General features: G+C 66.1%; 17 protein-coding genes. 10 read left to right on the top strand and 7 right to left on the bottom strand.

The features are described 5' to 3' along the window. Nucleotides 1–12 precede the first annotated feature (12 nt). On the top strand, nt 13–696 hold the full coding sequence (locus tag ACK4S9_RS04080) for an OmpW/AlkL family protein (RefSeq protein WP_409721800.1): 684 nt from the start codon (nt 13–15) through the stop codon (nt 694–696). A 91-nt stretch (nt 697–787) separates the two neighbouring features. On the opposite strand, the gene ACK4S9_RS04085 is transcribed toward ACK4S9_RS04080, so the two are convergent. The 3 genes from ACK4S9_RS04085 to ACK4S9_RS04095 all read right to left on the bottom strand — a co-directional run bounded on the left by ACK4S9_RS04085 (nt 788) and on the right by ACK4S9_RS04095 (nt 2,278). Further along, nucleotides 788–1,465 carry a hypothetical protein gene (locus ACK4S9_RS04085; protein ID WP_409721803.1) on the bottom strand — a complete coding sequence of 226 codons (678 nt, stop codon included), beginning with the start codon at nt 1,463–1,465 and terminating at the stop codon, nt 788–790. After that, complete coding sequence (locus ACK4S9_RS04090) at nt 1,462–1,836, bottom strand: hypothetical protein (protein ID WP_409721807.1); 375 nt, start codon at nt 1,834–1,836, stop codon at nt 1,462–1,464. Before ACK4S9_RS04090 ends, ACK4S9_RS04085 begins: the two co-directional genes overlap by 4 nt. A gap of 76 nt (nt 1,837–1,912) precedes the next feature. Next, the gene (locus ACK4S9_RS04095; RefSeq protein WP_409721810.1) at nt 1,913–2,278 is read right to left on the bottom strand and encodes a multiprotein-bridging factor 1 family protein; all 366 of its coding nucleotides are present in this window, start codon (nt 2,276–2,278) and stop codon (nt 1,913–1,915) included. Nucleotides 2,279–2,475: 197 nt separating this feature from the next. Between ACK4S9_RS04095 and ACK4S9_RS04100 the strand changes: the two genes are divergently transcribed. Next, nucleotides 2,476–3,432, top strand: a complete 957-nt coding sequence (locus ACK4S9_RS04100; protein WP_409721813.1) for an IS1595 family transposase — start codon at nt 2,476–2,478, stop codon at nt 3,430–3,432. A gap of 74 nt (nt 3,433–3,506) precedes the next feature. Here ACK4S9_RS04100 and ACK4S9_RS04105 read toward each other — a convergent pair whose 3' ends face one another. The 4 genes from ACK4S9_RS04105 to ACK4S9_RS04120 all read right to left on the bottom strand — a co-directional run bounded on the left by ACK4S9_RS04105 (nt 3,507) and on the right by ACK4S9_RS04120 (nt 11,051). Continuing rightward, entirely contained in the window at nt 3,507–6,452 is a 2,946-nt protein-coding gene (locus ACK4S9_RS04105; RefSeq protein ID WP_409721816.1) for a TonB-dependent receptor, read from the bottom strand. A gap of 122 nt (nt 6,453–6,574) precedes the next feature. Next, the gene (locus ACK4S9_RS04110) at nt 6,575–8,389 is read right to left on the bottom strand and encodes a glycoside hydrolase family 28 protein (RefSeq protein WP_409721819.1); all 1,815 of its coding nucleotides are present in this window, start codon (nt 8,387–8,389) and stop codon (nt 6,575–6,577) included. A gap of 8 nt (nt 8,390–8,397) precedes the next feature. Beyond that, nucleotides 8,398–9,612 (bottom strand): DUF4861 family protein, encoded by a 1,215-nt coding sequence (locus ACK4S9_RS04115; protein ID WP_409721822.1) that lies wholly within the window; start codon nt 9,610–9,612, stop codon nt 8,398–8,400. Between the two features lie 23 nt (nt 9,613–9,635). Then, complete coding sequence (locus tag ACK4S9_RS04120) at nt 9,636–11,051, bottom strand: glycoside hydrolase family 105 protein (RefSeq protein ID WP_409721825.1); 1,416 nt, start codon at nt 11,049–11,051, stop codon at nt 9,636–9,638. 170 nt (nt 11,052–11,221) lie between these two features. Here ACK4S9_RS04120 and garD point away from each other — a divergent pair, with 170 nt between their 5' ends. From garD to ACK4S9_RS04160, 8 genes are all read left to right on the top strand, one after another. Then, nucleotides 11,222–12,763, top strand: a complete 1,542-nt coding sequence (gene garD / locus ACK4S9_RS04125; RefSeq protein ID WP_409721828.1) for a galactarate dehydratase — start codon at nt 11,222–11,224, stop codon at nt 12,761–12,763. 163 nt (nt 12,764–12,926) lie between these two features. Then, nucleotides 12,927–13,745, top strand: a complete 819-nt coding sequence (locus ACK4S9_RS04130; RefSeq protein WP_409721831.1) for an NAD-dependent epimerase/dehydratase family protein — start codon at nt 12,927–12,929, stop codon at nt 13,743–13,745. Nucleotides 13,746–13,760: 15 nt separating this feature from the next. Beyond that, on the top strand, nt 13,761–14,636 hold the full coding sequence (locus tag ACK4S9_RS04135) for an aldose 1-epimerase (protein WP_409721834.1): 876 nt from the start codon (nt 13,761–13,763) through the stop codon (nt 14,634–14,636). Continuing rightward, nucleotides 14,633–17,068, top strand: coding sequence for a family 43 glycosylhydrolase (locus ACK4S9_RS04140; protein WP_409721837.1), 2,436 nt, complete (start codon nt 14,633–14,635; stop codon nt 17,066–17,068). Before ACK4S9_RS04135 ends, ACK4S9_RS04140 begins: the two co-directional genes overlap by 4 nt. Before the next feature lie 56 nt (nt 17,069–17,124). After that, a complete protein-coding gene (locus tag ACK4S9_RS04145) occupies nt 17,125–17,502 on the top strand; it encodes a cupin domain-containing protein (protein ID WP_409721840.1) in 378 nt (125 codons plus the stop codon). A 57-nt stretch (nt 17,503–17,559) separates the two neighbouring features. Next, nucleotides 17,560–18,033: a hypothetical protein gene (locus ACK4S9_RS04150; protein WP_409721843.1), complete on the top strand. Its 474-nt coding sequence runs from the start codon at nt 17,560–17,562 to the stop codon at nt 18,031–18,033. 45 nt (nt 18,034–18,078) lie between these two features. Beyond that, nucleotides 18,079–19,377: a TonB family protein gene (locus tag ACK4S9_RS04155; RefSeq protein WP_409721845.1), complete on the top strand. Its 1,299-nt coding sequence runs from the start codon at nt 18,079–18,081 to the stop codon at nt 19,375–19,377. 78 nt (nt 19,378–19,455) lie between these two features. Continuing rightward, complete coding sequence (locus ACK4S9_RS04160; RefSeq protein ID WP_409721848.1) at nt 19,456–19,812, top strand: translation initiation factor Sui1; 357 nt, start codon at nt 19,456–19,458, stop codon at nt 19,810–19,812. Nucleotides 19,813–19,816 lie beyond the last annotated feature (4 nt).

Raw genomic sequence — 19,816 nt, forward strand, 5'->3', positions numbered from 1 at the left:
TCAGGAGAAAAAATGAAAGTACGTTTCAACAGCCTCGTGAAGGTGCTGGGCGCGGCCGCTGCGCTCGCATGCGCGTCGACGGCATCGGCCCAGTCGGCCGGCCAGCTCACCGTCAGCTTCGGCGTCAACCAGCTGACCCCGAAGGTCGAAAGCGGCGACATCAGCGCGCCGGCCCTGCCGGGCACCAAGGCCGACGTCGACAAGGATATCCAGCCGGTGCTGACCCTCACCTACGGCCTGACCGACAACATCTCGCTCCAGACCTGCCTGGGCACGCCGTACAAGCACAAGATCTACGGCGCGGGCGCGATCGCCGGCACCGGCGAGCTGGGCAGCGTGGAGGCGCTGCCGCCGACCCTGTTCGCACAGTACCGCTTCGGCGCCCCGACCTCGCTGTTCCGTCCGTTCGTCGGTATCGGCGCGACTTATGCCTACTTCATGAAGGAACGTGGTTCGGCCAAGATGACCGCGATCACCAACCCGGGCAGCGGCATTCCGACGACCTTCAGCATCGACAACAAGTTCACCTACACCGGCCAGATCGGCCTGGCGATGAACCTGGGCGAGAAGTGGTTCGCCGACGTGACCGTCAACAAGAGCAAGCTGCGCACCGACGTGCACTTCTCGACCGGCCAGAAGCAGCACATGAAGCTGGATCCGGTGGCGGTGCTGGTGGCTGTCGGCTACAAGTTCTGAGCCGCACCGTGCTTTGCCCGAAGGCCCGCCGCGTGCGGGCTTTTTCTTTGGCGCGGCCCGATCGCGCAGGGAGCTTCGCCGGCTTGCCGGCTCAGATAGAGGAGGGGTGCGCCAGGTCGCCGATATGGCAATGCGCCAGCAAATGCCTGCGCATCGCATCGGTGGCGCGGGCATGCATGTCCTGCACTTCATCCGAAGCCAATGCGAGGGCGCGTCGCTTGTCTTCGGCCCCGATGTCGAATAGTTGGCGGCGCAACAGATAGGTTTCATCCACTGCCTGGTCGATGCGTTCCGGGGGAGACGGTTCCAGTAACAGGATGGTTCGCTCCAGCCGTGCGCCATCCGGAGAGATCCTACCGGCGCAATATTGTGCGAAACATGCCTGGTACCAGCCGCTCTTGGGATGAAGATGGGCGCGGAGGATCGCCTTCAGGCGCGGCTCCTTGATCACGCTGCTCATGCCGCGCGCATGCTGCCACAGCCAGCCGAGGACGGCCATGTAGTTCTTGCCCAGCGCATCCAGCGCTGCATTTGCTGCCGCCACGTGCGTGCCGTCCGGTATGGCATCCGCGATGATGCTGGATGTGTGTCCCACTGCCCGTGCGGCAGACTGGATTGACCAGCCCATCCGGTCGACCTGGACATAGAGCTGGTAATAGCCTGGCCAATGCCAGTCGACTGCGTCCGGAGAAGCGACCAGTTGCAGGAGAAGTTCGTCGAGTTCGCGAATTTCACGAAATACCTCACTCGCTTGCGTCGGCTCGATCACTTGTGTCCTCCCAGGCTGATCTCATCCGTGTCATCTTCCCATGGGGGCGCAAAGGCCACGTCCTTCCAGCGAGGATGGTCGAGCTTCCATGGTGTGCCCGGACCTGTGCGCGGTCTTTTCCATCCGTAGAGGACACAGGAATGACCGGCCGCCAACAGGCGTTCGGTGGTCTGAACCATGTCCGCCGTACATAACTGCGGCGCCGAGGCGAAAAATTCATCGTTCTCCCATGGCGACTCGACACTGAATACTTGCCAAAAGTACTTGTACAGCTTCGGATGCCCGGACAGCGAAGGGGATGCGCTGGCATACACGATGGTCGGGCTTCGCTGTGCAAGACTGGCGAGAAATCGGAAACTAGGCCGTTGCACGGGAGTCTCCTTGCATTGCCTCGATCGCTGTTTTAGCTGCATGCATGTTCATTCTCCAATCCTGACAAGGTCGTTCTTACCAATTGATGACGACGGAAGCCGCGCCCCTACGCTTGAGTTCGCCAACGATCTCTTCGATCGAGGCACACTCCAGCGCAAGGTGTTTATCCGCCTTGCCGTGCGAAAGCGGAGCCGGAGGCTGCCCGCTTGTGGCGGTGGCAGTCTGTGGATCGGGAGGGAACAGCACGGCATTCAGCTTTGCCCAGGTCGCCGGATTGGGCAGGGTGGCGTACTTGTCCTTGGCATCCTCGTAGCGACGGGGCATGACGAGCGCTACCCCGGCCAGCTTCGCAAGTGCATACTGAGAGAGCTTGCGGGCCTCCCGCGCTTCACGCAATTTCTGGCGAAAAGATGGATCTGTCACTGGTGGCAGCGAATGCATGCTGGCTCCTTATTATGTGAAAGTAGATACTTTATCACGTCGAAAGAAACTATGAAAGTAGCTACTTGAACGGTCGTCCCAGGGGAACTGCTCAGCTATTGCCGCTACAATAAAAAGGCGCTGTTCTCGCTAAGTGTAGAAATTGAACTGTTGAGCCGAGCCGATGTCCAACCTGCACCCGATTGTCAGGAGGATCCGTGCGCCCGACAGGTTTTACCCGACTGCTTCGCAGCTTGCCGCTGCTCACCCGGCAGCAGCGCGCACAACTTGCGGCGGCCTTGCGGCCGGCGGTCGGGCTCGACAGCGTGTGCGCGACAATCGACGACGCACGGACAGCACCGCTGTGCTGCCCCGACTGCGGCAGCAGTCACCACTATCGCCACGGAACGAATCGCGGCCTGCAACGCTACCGATGCCGGGCTTGCGGCCGCACCTTCAGCGCCCTGAGCGGCACGCCGCTGGCACGCCTGCGCCACCGCGGCAAATGGCTCGACTTCCTCAAGGAAATGCTTGAGTCGCGCAGCGTGCGGGCTGCAGCCAAGCTGATTGGCGTGCACCGCACGACCAGCTTTCGCTGGCGTCATCGCTTCCTGGACGGCGCAAGGCGGGACCAACCGGAACGCCTCGCCGGCATCGCCGAGGCCGACGAACTGTTTCTCCTGGAATCGCAAAAGGGCGCGCGCAAGCTCGACCGGCCGGCCCGCAAGCGCGGCGGAGTGGCCCGCAGCCGGGGTATCACCCATGAGCATGATTGCGTGCTGGTCGCGCGCGACCGTGGCGGCCAGACCTGCTCCTTCGTCACGGGACGGGCCGCAGTAACGGCCAGGCAATTACACCGGCACCTGCTCCCTGTGCTCGATCCAGACGTACTGCTGGTAACCGACGGTCATCCCGCCTACCGGAACTTTGCGCGCCAGGCGCGCATCGCGCACGCCTTCGTCAACGTGCGCCTGGGCGAACGGGTGCGCGGCGCAATTCACGTGCAGAACGTCAACTCCTATCACCAGCGCCTGCGCGCCTGGCTGTCGCGATTTCACGGCGTGGCCTCACGCTACCTGCCCAACTACCTCGGCTGGCGCTGGGCGCTTGATGGGGAACGGATCGCATCGCCCGAGCGCTTCCTGAGAGCGGCAATCGGGATCTTCCACACTTAAAAGGAACAGCGCCAATAAAAAAGCCCGCGCAAGCGCGGGCTGTCAAAGCCTCCATAGGAGAGGAGAGGAAGCGATCAGAACTTGTAGCGCAGCCCCGCCAGGAACTCGCGCCCGGTGACGTTGTTCACCACCACGCTGTTGCGCGCGCGGCTGATGAACTGGTCGTTCGGCTCGTTGGTCAGGTTGACGCCTTCCAGCGTGAATTCCAGCTTCTCGTTCCACTTGTACGACAGCGACACGTCCACATTGAAGGTTTCGTTCTTGCCTTCGACGTCGTTGTTGTTCTGGCCCGGCACGCGGGTCAGGAAGGACGAACGCTTGGCGCCGGAGACGCGCGCGCTGAACTTGCCGTCGTCATAGTAGAAGGTCGCGTTCCAGGATTTCGGCGAGAGGTTCAGCAGGTCGTCGACGATGCGCTCGCTGCTGGTCGGCGAGACGGCGTACTCGATCTTCGAGCTTACCTTGGTGTAGTTCAGCACCGTGCCGAAGTTGCGGCCCCAGCCCGGCAGGAAGGTAAAGGGCTGCTGGTAGTTCAGTTCGAAGCCCTTCAGTTTGCCGCCATCGGTGTTGATCGGGGCCGTGACCTGGAACTGTTCGTCGCCGCTGAAGTTCGCCGGCAGCAGCGACAGCGGCAGGCCGGTCTCGCGGAAAGCCACGTTGGTGCGCAGCGACTGGATGTAGGTGTCGATGTTCTTCTGGAACAGTCCCAGGCCCACGAAGGCGTTCTTGCCGAAGTAGTACTCGAAGCTCGAGTCGAAGGTCTTGGCGCGGAAGGGTTTCAGCAGCGGGTTGCCGGTGTTGATGGTCAGCGTGCCGGTGGTCGAGATGGTGCCGCCCGGCGACAGGAAGCCCAGCTGCGGACGGGTCATCACCTTGGCCGCGCCGAAGCGCACGATGAAGTCGCGGGTCAGGTTGGCCGCGATGTTCATCGAGGGCAGGGTGTCCTTGTACTCGTGGTTCACCTTCACCGCGGTGCCGCCGCCGGCGGCCTGGTAGCCGATCGCTTCCAGTTCGGTCTTCACGTGGCGCACGCCGAAGTTGCCGCGCAGCGGGATGTCCCACAGGTCGTATTTGAACTCGCCCATCAGGTAGAAGCCATCGTCGCGCTCGGTGACGGTGCGGTTGTTGCCGCGCGCATTGCCGTTGGTGATCGAGGACAGGGTGAAGTCGCCCGGACCGCCGGCGGGGCCGGCCTTGATGCAGTTGCAGTAGATGTCATAGGCGCTGGCGATGGCGCGCAGGTTCGGGATCACCCAGCCGGTTGGATTCCCGGCCGGCATGTCGAGGCCCTTGCCGAAACCGCTGACGGTGGTGCTCAAGCCGGTGGATCCTGCCGCTGGAGCGAAGATCGTGTCGTTCTGGTTCACGCGGCGGAATTCGTAGGTGTCCGACTCGTACTTCTTGCGGTTCAGGCCGCCCTTGAACGTGAGGTGTTCGCTGGCTTCCCAGGCCAGGTCGAACTGGCCGACGTCGTTGACGTTGGTCGCGCCCTGCGGACGGATGCGGATCTCGCTGGTCGTGGTGTTCGGAATCGTATTCGGCTGGGTGCCGCTGGCCACTTGCGGCACGCCGATGATGCCGAGTGCGCCGCCCGCTGCCATCGGGTCGAACGGATAACTGATCGCCGGCAGGCGCTGGTTGCCGCGGAAGTCGATGGTGTAGCCGTTCACGTTGAGCGCGTCCAGCGTGACGGTGGTCTGCACCGGATTGCGGAACTTCGAGTTCGCGCGGCCGACCTTGGCGCTCATGCTCCAGGTGTCGCTGATCTTGTGTTCCAGCGTCAGGGTCGGCTGGCTGAAGGTGGTGTTCAGCTCGTCGAAGCGCGATTCCGAGCGGATGTCCACGCCGTTGTAGCGGCCATACAGAAGCGCGCCGTTGGGCGCGTACTGCGCTTCGACCACGCTCATCTGTGGCTTGCCGCCCTGGGCGGCGCTGCGGCTGAACGACATCGCCTGCAGGAAGTCTTCCTGGCGCGTCGCGTCCAGCTTCGAATACAGCATGTCGAAGGTGAGCAGGGTGCCGCGTTGCGGGCGCCACTGCACCGAGGCGGTCAGCCCCAGGCGGTCCTGGTCGTGGGTCAGGCGGCCGTACCTGGGCAGGCGCGGGTGGAAGTTGCCGGCGCTGCCGGCGGCGTTGTAGGCCTCGGTGGCCGCTGCGGAGGCCGGCAGGCGCGGCACGCCCTGGGCAGCCGGGCCGCAGGTGGTGGCGGTGGAGTTGGCCGGGTTGGCGGCGACGCCTTGCGGGGCGCACCAGCCGCCCGACGAGGGGCCGTTATCCCAGCGCACCGTGCTGAAGCCTTCTTCCAGCACGCGGCGCTTGGAAAAGGCGCCCGAGACCAGCACGCCGAGGGTGCGGTCCATGAAGGTGTTCGACAGCATGAAGGCCACGCGCGGGTCGATTTTTTCCGAGCCGTCGTTGTACTTGCCCTTGGCCGCGATGGTGGCGTTGAAGCCTTTCAGGTCGAAGGGACGCAGAGTCTGCAGGTCGACGGTGGCGCCGAGCGAACCTTCGTCGACGTCGGCCGAGGAGCTCTTGCGCACGGTGAGGGAGCTGAACAGTTCGGAGGCGAACACGTTGAAGTCGAAGCCGCGGCCGCGATTGGTGCCGCCCGAGCTGTCGGTGCCGCCGGTAGTGGCCAGGCCCTCGATGCCGTTGATGCGCACCCGGGTGAAGTCCTGGCCCAGGCCGCGCACCGTGATGTTGCGGCCTTCGCCCGCGTCACGGTCGATCACCACGCCCGGCACGCGCTGCAGCGACTCGGCCAGGTTCGTGTCCGGGAACTTGCCCATGTCTTCGGCCTTGATGACGTCGACGATGCCGTTGTCTTCGCGCTTGGCGTTCAGCGCGCTCTCGAGCGAGGCGCGCAGGCCGGTCACCTGGACGGTCTGGATCTGTTGCGTCTGGGAGGCTGGGGCGTCCTGGGCGAAAGCAGCACCGATGGACAGGGTGGACACCGAGGCAGTGCCGAGAAGGCACAGGGTGAGTTGGCGTAAGGCGGCACGCGGCTGTTGTTGTTTCATGCTGTCTCCATTGCGTTTCTATTCGTATCTGGTCAGGCCAGTTACTGAATTTTAAGACAATATTGACAGTTTTGGTCAGGCCAATTCAAATAAATACATGAACTGGCCTGACCTCTCCCACATTAGGGATTGCGTGACGACAGGGTCGTGTTGTAGAGCTTGCCGCCGATGGTGACCTGGTCGAGGGTGATGTCGGTGGCGTTGTGCAGGAACCAGGGCTGGGCGCCGTTCTTCGGCGTGCCGAAGTCCGAATCGCTGATGCGCACGCGGGTGATCGGCAGGATCGGGGTGCCGGCCGGGCCATTGAAGCTGGAAGCCACGGGCCCCAGCAGCACGAAGGCCTGGTAGCACGAGAACTTGCCCGAACCGGCGTCCACGTTGCCGGCACGCACGCCGCTGATGACGATGTCCGACACCTGCGGCGGCCGGATGCGCACCGCATCGTCGCCCGGCACATAGTCGCAGTCGATGGTGATGATCGCGCCCGCGGTCGAGGCCACCGGCTGCGTGATCTCCTTCGCGCCGGGAAGCGGCTTGTACATCATCGGCTCGATCCGCACGCCATTCGGCAGGGTGACGTCGCGCACGTACAGGTGGCGCAGGAAGCCGCCCCGGTTCATGTTGGTTTTCAGGCGGATCGCCGTGTTCAGCGGCTTCTTGGCCCAGTGCATGTTGCGGAACTCGAGCTGCTGCGCATACACGTGCTCGATGCCGCCGGCCATTTCGCTGCCCAGGGTCACGCCGCCGTGGCCGCTGTTCATGATGCAGCGCTGGATCACGATGTTGCGGGTCGGCCCAAACTGCGTATCGCGGTTCTTGCCGGCCTTGATCGCGATGCAGTCGTCGCCGTTGTTGAAGGTGCATTCCTCCACCAGCACGCCGTCGCAGGCTTCGGGGTCGAAGCCATCGCTGTTCGGGCCCAGGCTCTCCATGTTCACGCCGCGCATGTGCAGGTCCCTGCAGTTCACCGGGTGGTGCAGCCAGAACGGCGCCGCATTCACCTGGTAGCCCTGAAGCAGCACCTTGCTGCAGCCGATGAACTCGATCATGCAGGGGCGCAGGAAGTGGCCGTGGCCGAACACGCGGCGCGCCACCGGCACGCCGGCTTCCGACAGCGCCGGCAGGTAGCGCGAATCGGTTTGCCAGCCTTCGCCCTGGATCAGGGCGCGTTGCGCCTCGGGCAGCTCGGGCGCCACCTTGTCCAGCGGCTGGTTGGCCGGGTTCGGCGCGATCTCGGTGCGGGTGCGTGCCGGCAGGCCGCGGCCCTTCCAGTCCCACCAGCACTCGTCCGGCTTGTCCTCGAAAGGCACGCCGCCCTGGCCGTTCAGGATGCTGGTCCAGTCGGCGCCGGTGAGCGCGATGTTGGTCTGGTTGCGGGCATAGACCAGCGGCGAGTAGTTCAGGACGTCGTTGCCCTGCCAGCGCGACAGGGTCAGCTTGCCATTGGGGCCGCAGTCGAATTCGCCGTGGCGCGCATAGTGTTCCGGGTTGGCGGAAAAGTGCACGCGCGCGCCCGCGGCCAGGTGCACGTGCACGTTCGAGCGCAGCACGATCGGACCGGCGCAGTACCAGTCGCCGGCCGGGATCACCACCCGGCCGCCGCCCTTGGCGTGGCAGGCCGCAATCGCCGCCGTGATCGCCGGATAGGCGTCGGGCGCGCCTTTAGCGGGTGTGCGTAGGGTGCCATTGACGAGCGAGGCGGTCTGTCCCTTGACCTCGACCATGGCGCAGGGCCTGGCGCCGAAGGCGGTGATCGGGAAGTCTTCCTCGCGAAAGCGCAGCGGGGTGGCGAAGCGCGCGACGATATCGGCGGCGCGCTGCCACGGATCAGTCGCGGTCCTGGTGCCGGAAGGCGTGGAGCAACCGGCGCCGGCAAGCAGCAGGCCGGCGGCGGGAACGGTGCGCAGCAGGGCGCGGCGGCGGGGCTGGAAGTTCATCGGTCTCCTCACTTGCTGGACTGGAGTGACACGCGCACCGGATTGCCGGCGCGCGCAGCGGTGTCTTGCGCCAGGCGCTGCCACTGGGCGAGCGTGGTGATCTCGCCGGCGCGGCTCCAGGCGCCGCCGGCGTAGTAGCGCAGCGGCTTGCCGGAGGTGGCTTTGGCCAGGATCAGTTCGTTCAGCTTGTCCTCGGCGAAGCCCTCGGCGCCCGGCAGCACGACCGCGGTGCCGAACGCGCCGTTGCTCTTCTGCTCGATCCACTGCAGCAGCACCGGGCCTTCGCGCTTGACCGCGATGACCGGGTCCTGGCCCTTGTCGCTCGGGTTCTTGTTCAAGCCCACGGCCACCGTGATCGGCGCGTTGCCTTCGTACTGGAAGGTCGAGTCGATGCGGTCGAGGTAATGGCCGGCGTCGACCGTGAAGCGCTTGGTTTCGCTGACCGGCTTGCCGGCCGCATCCCAGGCGGCGTAGTGCAGCTCGAAGACCGCGCGCACCGGGCCGTTGGCCAGCACGCGCCAACTGGCGTAGTTCACGCTCGTGTAGAGCTGCTTGCCGTCCCATACGCCGGTGCCGCCGGCGCCGCGCGACTTGCCGACCTGGTACATGTCCATGCCCTCGCCCTGGTCCGTGTGGTAGTGGTCATGGCCCTTGTTGTACCAGCGGTCGACGATCGGATACGGTACCCGCTTGAACCACAGGTCCAGGCCGCTGGTGACCAGCACCTCCTTGGTGACGCCGGCAGGGGCGGGTGCGGCCAGGGCCGGACCGTAGGTGCGGTGCGCAACCTTGTCGTTTTCCCAGGCGAAGTCGTCGAGCCGCTCCTGCACGTAGCGGGCATAGGCCTTCTGGGCGAACACCGGCGCCACCGTGTCGATCTTCTCGACGGTGAAGCTGGCGCTCTTCTCGCCCGGGGCGAAGCTGTGCTGGAACAGCAGTTCGCCGTAGGCGATACCGACGTTCTGCGGGTCCTTGGCCAGCGGCGCCACGTTGGTCACCTGGTAGGGCAGCACGCGGCCCTTGCCATCCTTCACGGCGATCTTCTGGATCAGGGCGCCGGGCAGGGCGGCGTTCACTTCGCTCCACGGAATCGAGATGGTCTCGGACGGGCGTGCGATGGACAGGTCGTGCTGGACGGTGACGGCCAGCTTTTCGGCGGCGTAGGCATTCAGCGATGCGGCGCAGGTGGACAACGCGGCCGCGGCGAGGATCAGTCGTTTCATGGGTTCGCTCGGTGATGGATGCATCATTGCTGATGCTTGTTGTAGTCGGTCTTGCCCCCTTTGGGCACGTAATGATACGTGCGCACCTTGTGCTGGATCTCGAACGCCGGATTGTTCATCAGCTTGATGATCTCGGCGCCGGCCAGCAGCGTCGGGCCGTAGCCGTGCAGCGCGTGCACGCTGGTGGGACGGTTGTAGTAATAGACCATGTCGCTGGCGAGCGTGGTGCCGACGCAGGTGCCTTCCACCTCACCCTTGGCGGTGATGCGGGTCGACAGGCCCACCCAGCCGGCCTGCGCGATCGAGCCGTAGGTGGTGGCCGGGATCCAGCCCTGGTTGACCGCGTGCGCGATCACGTAGGTGAACATGGCGCTGGCCGAGGTCTCCAGGTAGGAGTCGTTGCGGTCCAGCATCTGGTGCCACAGGCCGGTGCCCGACTGCAGCTCGGCGATGCCCTTGATCGCGGCGCGCAGCTGGTTCAGCACCGGCTGGTATCCCGGGTGGTCCTTCGGCAGCACGTCGAGCAGGTCGGACATGGCCAGCACCGCCCAGCCGTTGGCGCGCGCCCAGTAGAAGCGCGGCGCGTCCGGGTGGTTGGCGTGCCAGCCGTGGGTGTACAGGCCGTTCTGCGGGTTGAACAGGCGCTTGCTCATGCCCATCACGTTGTTGACGGCGTCGTCGAAGTGCTTGCGATCGCCCGTCATGCGGCCCATCTCGGCCAGCAAGGGGATGCTCATGTACATGTCGTCGCCCCACAGCGAGACTTCCTGCGGGCGCTTGCGCGCCATGGTGCCGTCATCCAGGCGGAACTGCTTGTTGATCACCCAGTCGCTGCAGGTGTCGATCATGGGCTTGAGGTCCGGGCCGACCTTGGCCAGGCGCGCGCGGATCAGGGCGGCGCACATCGAGCCGGAGTCGTCCAGCGAGTGCGGATCCAGGAAGCGCGCGAAGCTGTTGGCCCGGTCGAGGCGGAACTTCTGTTCCTGGGCGCGGAAATAAGGGAGGGTCTGGGAGAAGAACCGGAAGTGGCGCTGGCTCATCGCCGTGAAGCTCGGGTCGCCGGTGGCTTCCGCCGCCTTCAGGAGGCCCGAGTGGACCACGCCCATCTCGTACACCTGGATGCCGTAGTCGCCCGCGCTGGGGGCGAAGATGGCGTCGGCGTGCGGCGTTTTCAGGTCGGTGATCTGGTCGCCGGTCTTCCTGTCGACGATGCGGGTCGGCGTGGCCTGGTCCATGTAGCCGCGGATCGCCTTGAGCTGCGCCGTCACTTCCGCTACCACCGGCTTTTTGTATGGCACCGGGTAAGTACCTTCGGAATGGTCCAGCAGGTTCTTGTTGTCGGTGTTGCGGTAGTGGCCACCCTGGGCCAGGGCAGGGCCGCAGGCGAGTGCGCAGCCAAGGAGGGTGGCAAGCGAGGCTGCCATCAAGGTCGTCTTCATATGTCTCCAGTCGGGCGAATTTGTCTAACTTATACGTCCAGCTACTTGTGACTACTTTTATTGGTCAGGCCATTCTAATTTGGTCCGACCAAAATAGCAATGTGGACTAGCCACTACCCGAAATTGTATGGCATACTGAAAAAGAACCTACCGACCAAGGCACTACCATCATGACCACCCAAGTTCCGCGCACAATCCGCATGCAGGCCAGCGACAACGTCGCCATCGTCGTCAACGACGGCGGACTGCCCGCGGGCACCGTTTTCCCGGACGGACTGACGCTCGTGGAAGGCGTCCCGCAGGGACACAAGGTGGCACTGGCCGACTTGCTCGATGGCGACCCGGTCATCCGCTACGGCGTGACCATCGGCTATGCCAACGGCCCGATCGCGCGCGGCAGCTGGGTGTCGGAGCGCGTGCTGCGCATGCCGGCCGCCCGTTCGCTCGACGACCTGCCGATCGGCACCGACGCGCGCCCGGCCGGCGAGCCGCTCGAGGGCTATACCTTCGAGGGCTACCGCAACAAGGACGGCTCGGTCGGCACCCGCAACATCATGGCGATCACCAGCACCGTGCAGTGCGTCTCGGGCGTGATCGACTACGCGGTCAAGCGCATCAAGGAAGAGCTGCTGCCGCGCTACCCGAACGTCGAGGACGTGGTCGCGCTCGAGCACGTGTACGGCTGCGGCGTCGCGATCGACGCGCCGGGCGCGGAGATTCCGATCAAGACCATCCGCAACCTGTCCAGGAACCCGAATTTCGGCGACCACGTCATGGTCGTCAGCCTGGGCTGCGAGAAGCTGCCGCCGGCGCGCCTGTTCCCGGCCGGCTCGATCCCGATCGGCAACGCCGAACCCTCGGTCGTCACCCTGCAGGACCAGCAGCACGTCGGCTTCATGTCGATGATCGACAACCTGATGCAGACCGCCGAGAAGCACCTGGAACAGCTGAATGCGCGCAAGCGCGAGACCTGCCCGGCCGCGAGCCTGGTGGTCGGCGTGCAGTGCGGCGGCAGCGACGCCTTCTCGGGCGTCACCGCCAACCCGGCCGTCGGTTTCGCTACCGACCTCCTGGTGCGCGCCGGCGCCGCCGTGATGTTCTCCGAGGTCACCGAAGTACGCGACGGCATCGACCAGCTCACCGCGCGCGCCGCCACCCCGGAAGTCGCCCAGGCGATGGTGCGCGAGATGCAGTGGTACGACGATTACCTGGTGCGCGGCGGCGTCGACCGTAGCGCGAATACCACGCCCGGCAACAAGAAGGGCGGCCTGTCGAACATCGTCGAAAAGGCCATGGGCTCGATCGTCAAGTCGGGCACCACGGCGATCACCGGCGTGCTGTCGCCGGGCGAGAAGCTGCAGCAAAAAGGGCTGATCTACGCCGCCACCCCGGCCAGCGACTTCATCTGCGGCACCCTGCAGATGGCGGCCGGCATGAACGTCCACATCTTCACCACCGGCCGCGGCACTCCTTATGGCCTGGCGGCGGTCCCGGTCATCAAGGTCGCCACCCGCAACGACCTGGCCAAGCGCTGGCACGACCTGATGGACGTGAATGCCGGGCGCATCGCCAGCGGTGAGGCTACTATCGAGGACGTGGGCTGGGAGCTGTTCCGCCTGATCCTCGACGTGGCCAGCGGGCGCAAGACCTGGGCCGAACACTGGAAACTGCATAATGCGCTGGCGCTGTTCAATCCTGCGCCGGTGACCTGAAGAATACTGCGCTGTTCCGTAGGGTGGACGGCTTCGCCGTCCGCACGTTCAACGTACCGATGCGAGCCACCAGCGGGCCGGGGATACGTAATGTGGACGCGTGGGCGGGAGACCCGCCCACCCTACGAAGAGCACAGCGCCACAAAAATCAAGGAGATTTAGCATGACCGAAGCTGTAAAAGGCAAACCCTTCAAACGCATCCTGCTGACCGGCGCCGCCGGGGGCCTCGGCAAGGTGCTGCGCGACCGTATCAAGCCCTGGGCCGAGGTCGTGCGCCTGTCCGACGTCGCCGACATGGGCGAGGCGCGCGAGGGCGAAGAGATCGTCCAGTGCGACCTGGCCGACAAGGAAGCGGTGCTGAAACTGCTGGAAGACGTGGATGCCGTGCTGCACTTCGGCGGCATCTCCACCGAGAAGCCTTTCGAGCCCATCATGCAGGCCAACATCCTCGGCGTGGCCAATTTGTACGAGGCGCTGCACAAGGCCGGCACCAAGCGCGTCATCTTCGCCAGCTCGAACCACGCGATCGGCTACCACCACGTCAACACCGTGCTGGATGCGAACTCGCCGACCCGCCCGGACAGCTACTACGGCCTGTCGAAGGTCTTCGGCGAGCAGATCGCGCGCTACTACTTCGACCGCTTCGGCATCGAGACCGTCTGCATCCGCATCGGCTCGAGCTTCCCGGAGCCGGCCAACAAGCGCATGATGAGCACTTGGTTCTCCTACGACGACCTGACCGAGATGCTGCGCTGCTCGCTGTTCGCGCCGCGCGTCGGCCATACCATCGTCTACGGCATGTCGGACAACGACAGCGTGTGGTGGGATAACCGCCTGGCCTCGCACCTGGGCTACAAGCCGAAGGACAGCTCGTCGAAGTTCGCGCACCTGTTCCCGGACACCTCCGAATTCCCGGCCAAGGACGACGTCACGACAATGTACCAGGGCGGCAAGTTCCTGCTCGACGGCCCCCAATACTGACCGGTGACCAGAACCGTGCTGGAACGCCTCACCTTACGCAACGACCGCCTGCTGGCCGAGGTCGTTCCGCAGATCGGGGGCGGCCTGGCGCGGCTCGACTGGCTGGACGGCGGCCAGGCGCAGCCCCTGCTGCGCGCCTTGCCGCCCGACGTGACCGGCACCCCGCTGCCCGGGCAGCTGGCCTGCTTCCCGCTGCTGCCCTGGTCGAACCGGATGGCGCCCTCGGGCTTTGCCTTCGAGGGCCGGCGCCACGTGCCGGCGCCGAACCGGGCCGGGGAGCCTTGCCCGATCCACGGCGACGGCTGGCAGCAGCCCTGGCGCGTGGCGGCCCATGCCGCTACTTCCCTGACCCTGCGCCTCGCGCGCCGGGATGCCGCGCCCTTCGCCTATACGGCCGAACTGCATTACACCCTGGCTGACGATGCCCTGGTGGTGGAACTGAGCGTGCGCAATGCGGGCGACAAGGCGTTGCCCTTCGGGATCGGCTTGCATCCGTGGATGCCCGACCCGCAGGGCGCCCGGCTGGAAGCCGGCGCCCACAGCGTCTGGATGGCCGACCCCGACAAGCTGCCGCTCATGCGCCAGGATATTCCGCCCGAGTGGCGCTTCGACAGCCCCGCTCCTTTGCCGCAAGACGGCGTCGACAACGTATTCGAGGGCTGGATTGGTGCCGCCCGGATCACCTGGCCGCAACGCGGCCTTGCACTGGAGGTACAGGCCGACATGGATTACTTCATCCTCTACGTGCCGCCGGGACGCGATTTCTTCTGCTTCGAGCCGGTGGACCACCCGATCAATGCGCACAACCTGCCGGGCTATCCGGGCCTGACGGTGCTGGCGCCCGGCGCGAGCCTGCGCCGCCGCTGCATGTTCCGGGGAGCGGCGCTGTGAGGCGGCTGTCCGTCGGTGTGCTGCTGGGCATGGCCATCACGAACGCTGTCGCGCAGGCGCCGTACAACGCCGACACCACCTACCGCAAGCTGGTCCGCGACTATCCCGACATCCGCATCGCCAGCCCGGAAGCACCGGCTCCGGTGCAGGTGCGCAAGGACCTCGTTTATGCGCGGCGTGGCGACCTGGCCCTGGGGCTCGACCTCTACCTGCCCGGCGCGGGCGGCAAACCGGCGCCCCTGGTGGTCCTGGTCCATGGCGGCGGCTGGGGCAGCGGAGAGCGAAGCAACATGGCGCCGCTGGCGGCGCGCCTCGCCGCACGCGGTTATGCCGCCGCCACCGTCAGCTACCGCCTGTCCGGACAGGCGCGCTACCCGGCCGCGATCGAGGACGTGAAGGAAGCCGTGCGCTGGCTGCGCAAGGGCGCGGGTAGCCACGGCATCGACCCGGCAAGGGTGGCGATTGCCGGCGGCTCGGCCGGCGGCCAGATCGCATCGCTGGTCGGCATGCTCGAGCCGCAAGCCATCCGTGCGGTGGTGAACATCGACGGCCTGTCCGATTTCACCTCGGAGGAAGCGCGCAGGCACGAGGACGACCCGAAGAAAAATCCCTCCGCCGCGGGCGCCTGGTTCGGCGGCCGCTACGCCGAGAAGGAAGCGCTGTGGCGCGCCGCTTCGCCCATCCAGCATGTAGGCAAGAACAGCCCGCCGGTGCTCTTCATCACCAGCGGCGTGCCGCGCTTCTCGGTGGGGCGCGAGGCGATGGCGGCCAAACTGGCCACGCACGGCATCCATTCCGATACCGTGGCGCTGGCCGGCACCCCGCATTCGTTCTGGCTGTTCGATCCCTGGGTGTCGCCGACCGTCGACGCGATGGCGGCTTTTCTCGAGCGCGTGTTCGGCCCCGTGCCTGCACGCGCGCCGTGGTCGCCCGACCTCGGCGACGGCCGCTACCGCAACCCGATTCTGCATGCCGACTACTCCGACCCGGACGCGATCCGCGTGGGCGACACCTACTACATGGTGTCCTCGAGCTTCGCCAATGCGCCCGGCCTGCCGCTGCTGGTCTCGAAAGACATGGTCAACTGGGAGCTGCGGGGCTATGCGCTGCCCCAGCTGGTGCCGGGCGCGCAGTTCGCCGCGCCCCAGCACGGCAAGGGCGTGTGGGCGCCGTCGCTGCGCCACCACGACGGCAAGTTCTGGATCTTCTATCCCGACCCCGACAACGGCATCTACGTCACTACCGCGCAAGACTTCGGCGGTCCCTGGAGCGCGCCGCACCTGCTCCTGCCGGGCAAGGGCATCATCGATCCGGCCCCGCTGTGGGACGAGGACGGCCAGGCTTACCTGATCCACGCCTGGGCCAAGAGCCGGGCCGGCTTCAACAACGTGCTCACGCTGCGCAAGATGGCGCCCGACGGCCGCAGCCTGCTCGACAGTGAAGGCAAGGTGGTCATCGACGGCGACAGGCTGCCCGGCTACCGCACGCTGGAAGGGCCGAAGCTGTACAAGGCGAACGGTTATTACTACGTGTTCGCGCCGGCGGGCGGGGTCGAGCACGGCTGGCAGTCGGTGTTCCGCTCGCGCAGCATCGAGGGTCCGTACGAGTCGCGCATCGTGATGGAGCAGGGCGCCACCGAGATCAACGGACCGCACCAGGGCGCCTGGGTCAACACCCCCCAGGGCAGCGACTGGTTCTTCCACTTCCAGGACAAGCGCGCCTATGGACGCGTGGTGCACCTGCAGCCGATGCGCTGGGAGGACGGCTGGCCGCTGATCGGCGCGCCGTCAAGCAAGCCAGGCGTGGGCCAGCCGGTGATCGAGCATGCCAAGCCGGTGGCCGGCGTCTTCCCGCAGCGCGTGCCGGCCACCAGCGACGAATTCGATGGGCGAGCCCTGGGACCGCAGTGGCAATGGGCTGCCAACGCGGATGCGCGCTGGTATGCGCTCGGTGCCCGCCCAGGCCACCTGCGCCTGTTCGCGCAGCCCGAGTTGCCGGTGCGTTCGCTGCCGTCGGTGCTGACCCAGAAGTTCCCGGCGCCGGCCTTCGGCGTCACCGCCAAGGTCGAACTGCGGGCGCAGCGCGACGGCGACCAGCTTGGCCTGGGCACGATGGGCCTGGCCAGCCACTGGTTCGGCCTGCGCCGCGTCGCGGGCAAGCCGCGCATGGTGCTGGTGCGCTGCGCGCAGGACGGCAAGTGCGCCGAAGAGGTGGGTGCGGAACTGCCCGGCTTCGCGGCCCACCTGCGCGTGCACGTGACGGCCGGCGCCCGCGTCGCCTTCTCGTACAGCGTGGACGGCCTGCGCTACACGCAGGTCGGGGCGCCGTTCGACGCCGCCATGGGCCGCTGGGTCGGCGCGCAGGTCGGCCTGTTCGCCACCGGCGCTGCCGGCAGCTTTGCCGACGTCGACTACCTGCGCATCACCCCTTGAGCCCGCATCGCGGGTGATAGCATCGGCAGACTTCCGTTCTCGATGAAGGAGCCGTCATGCCAATCGACCCGCAGCAGACCTATGTCCACCTTGCCGAAGACGGCAGCGCACGCAGCGTTCCCGGCGAATCCTTCTGGCAATTGCCGCCATCCGAACTCGACGCCTTCGGCAAGGGCTGGCTGGTCAGCGAATTCTCGTTCACGCAAGACTGGCCGAGCTGGGAAATGCACCCGCATGGCGACGAGTTCGTCTACCTGCTGGCAGGCAGCGTCGAGCTGCTGCTCGAGCGCGACAGCGGGGTGGAGTCGATCGTGCTGGAGGGGAGTGGCGCCGTCGTGGTGCCGCGCGGCGTCTGGCATACCGCCAAGGTGCGCGCGCCCAGCCGCATGCTGCACGTGACGCGTGGCGAAGGGACCGAGAACCGGCCGGCCTGACCGATACGATTCTTCCTCTACAATGCGCGCGACCATCATCATCCACTTGTCTTGCCTATGAACCCAGCTCGGCACCTCTTCTCCACGCTGTTGGCCATGGCGCCGCTGCTGGCCATGCCGCCTTCCATGGCCGCGACAGCCCCGAACCCGTCCGCGGACGCCGCGATCCGGGCGCTGGCCGACCAGACCGTGCGCGAGATCGTGGGCAAGGATATGGCGGCCATGTACGCCGCCACTTCGCCCAAGCTCAAGGCGGCCTATTCGCGAGAAGTGCTGATCGGGGCGCTGGAGTTGATGCAGAAAGGCTTCGGGAACATCAAGGAGTACCGTTATCACAACACGGAACACGGCGTGCGTGGCGTGAAGGACGAATGGATCCGTACCGTCACCTACCGCTACCATGTCAAGACCGACAGGTTCGACGAGGGCACTTACCTCAGGGTCGAGGTGACGAAGGAGCAGGGCCGGTATTACATCGCCGGCTGTGGCATGGAGCGGGTGCTGCTGAGGATCCCCGGTCCGAAGAAGTGACAATCCGTGTATGTGTGACGCCGTGCGATGACGTACAGTCGGCGTATGAAAACGCTCATCCTCGCCCTGGCCGCTGCTGCGGCCGTTCTTCCCGCCGATGGCTTTGCCGCGCGCTTGCAGGATCCGCAGCAGGTGATGGCCATGGACCTGAACGCCTGCAGGCGGCCCGTCTATCCCGCGGCCGCCCTGGCGCAGGGCGCCGGCGGCAAGACGACGGTCGAAGTGCAGATCGGCGAACTGGGGCGCGTGACCGATGCGCGCGTCTTTACCTCCAGCGGCAGGGCCGACCTGGACGAGGCGGCGCTCGCGTCCATGCGCAACTGCCTGTTCCATGGGGTGCTCGCCACCGGCCAGGCACCCACGGGATGGCTCAAGACGCAATTTGTCTGGATATCCGGCGCGGCGCCAAAGACGCAGGCGCAGGATGGGGTGCTGCTCGCCCGCACCAGGCAACTTGCTGAAGCGGGCGATCCGGTCGCCCAGAATACCCTGGGCGCCTGGTACCAGCACGGCACCCACGTCAAGGCCGATCCCGTGCAGGCCGCCGCCTGGTACCTGCTGGCGGCGCAAGCAGGCAATGCGATCGCACAGAACAATCTCGGCGTGCTGTACTACCGTGGGCTCGGCGTGCCGCGAGACCAGAAGCAGGCGGTCTACTGGTACGCGAAAGCGGCGGAGCAGGGGCACGGCTGGGCCCAGGCCAACCTGGCGTGGGCCTACCAGTACGGCACGGCGGGAGAGCTCGACATGGACAAGGCGCTGTCCTGGCTGACGCGCTCCGCCGAGGGCGGGCTGGCTGCGGCGCAGCTGCGGCTCGGCATGCTGGGGATGCAGCGCGCCGCATCCGATGGAGAGCGTGCGGCGGCGGTGGCCTGGATCGCACGGGCGGCGGAACAGGACGATGCGGCAGGCCTGTACTATCTCGGCCGCAGCTTCGAGCTGGGCCTTGGAAATGTCCAGGACGATCCACAGGCGGCGGCACTGTACCGCAAGGCGCTTGGCCGCAGTGAAGGCCGCGCCGAGCTTGCCCTGGGCAGGCTGCTCGCAGCGGGCCGTGCGGAATCCCCCGACGCGGGCGAAGCGCCCAGGCTGCTTCAGAAAGCGATGCAAAGCCGCCGTCCGGAGGCCTATTATCGGTACGCGCTCATTCTCGAGCAGAACGGCGATCTCGACCTGGCCAGGGCCATCTTCCTCCAAGGAGCGAAAATGGGAGATTGCAATGCCGCGCTGAAGTACGTCGAGATGCCGCCGTCCCACGGAACGCCGGCTGGCGATCTCGACACTCCTGTCGAGTGGCTTTTGCAATGGTGCAAGGCGCGTCCGGAGCTGCCGCCGCGGCTCTGATGGCAGGCGGCGGCATCGGCCGGCCTTCCCGAGCTGCTACACTCGCAGCTTCCTTCCGTACCTATTCTTGAACAGAACATGAAAAGCAGTTCGAACAGCGGCCTCGTCTATTCCACCGAGAGCGGCCGCATGTGCCCCGCATGCCGCAAACCCGTCTCGGCCTGCGAGTGCAAGGCGAAAAGCGCGGTCAAGGGCGACGGCGTGGTGCGCGTCTCCCTGCAAACCAAGGGCCGGGGCGGCAAGAGCGTGACGCTCGTGAAAGGGCTGGCGCTCGACGCCGCCGCACTGGCCCAGCTGGGCAAGCAGTTGCGCACCGCATGCGGTTCCGGCGGCACCGTGAAGGATGGGGTGATCGAAGTGCAGGGCGAGCATTGCGACCTGATCATGGAAACGCTCAGGAAGCTCGGCCACCAGCCGAAGCGGGCCGGCGGCTGAGCGC

The sequence above is a fragment of the Massilia sp. genome, assembly GCF_046293535.1.
Taxonomy (GTDB): Bacteria; Pseudomonadota; Gammaproteobacteria; order Burkholderiales; family Burkholderiaceae_D; genus Telluria.

What these genes read in the sequence shown, in the direction of transcription:
- ACK4S9_RS04095 (WP_409721810.1), bottom strand. Translation starts at nt 2,278, where the DNA reads ATGCATTCGCTGCCACCAGTGACAGATCCATCTTTTCGCCAGAAATTG.
- ACK4S9_RS04120 (WP_409721825.1), bottom strand. Translation starts at nt 11,051, where the DNA reads ATGAAGACGACCTTGATGGCAGCCTCGCTTGCCACCCTCCTTGGCTGC.
- ACK4S9_RS04110 (WP_409721819.1), bottom strand. Translation starts at nt 8,389, where the DNA reads ATGAACTTCCAGCCCCGCCGCCGCGCCCTGCTGCGCACCGTTCCCGCC.
- ACK4S9_RS04155 (WP_409721845.1), top strand. Translation starts at nt 18,079, where the DNA reads ATGAAAACGCTCATCCTCGCCCTGGCCGCTGCTGCGGCCGTTCTTCCC.
- ACK4S9_RS04150 (WP_409721843.1), top strand. Translation starts at nt 17,560, where the DNA reads ATGAACCCAGCTCGGCACCTCTTCTCCACGCTGTTGGCCATGGCGCCG.
- ACK4S9_RS04080 (WP_409721800.1), top strand. Translation starts at nt 13, where the DNA reads ATGAAAGTACGTTTCAACAGCCTCGTGAAGGTGCTGGGCGCGGCCGCT.
- ACK4S9_RS04160 (WP_409721848.1), top strand. Translation starts at nt 19,456, where the DNA reads ATGAAAAGCAGTTCGAACAGCGGCCTCGTCTATTCCACCGAGAGCGGC.
- ACK4S9_RS04115 (WP_409721822.1), bottom strand. Translation starts at nt 9,612, where the DNA reads ATGAAACGACTGATCCTCGCCGCGGCCGCGTTGTCCACCTGCGCCGCA.
- ACK4S9_RS04105 (WP_409721816.1), bottom strand. Translation starts at nt 6,452, where the DNA reads ATGAAACAACAACAGCCGCGTGCCGCCTTACGCCAACTCACCCTGTGC.
- ACK4S9_RS04145 (WP_409721840.1), top strand. Translation starts at nt 17,125, where the DNA reads ATGCCAATCGACCCGCAGCAGACCTATGTCCACCTTGCCGAAGACGGC.
- ACK4S9_RS04130 (WP_409721831.1), top strand. Translation starts at nt 12,927, where the DNA reads ATGACCGAAGCTGTAAAAGGCAAACCCTTCAAACGCATCCTGCTGACC.
- garD (WP_409721828.1), top strand. Translation starts at nt 11,222, where the DNA reads ATGACCACCCAAGTTCCGCGCACAATCCGCATGCAGGCCAGCGACAAC.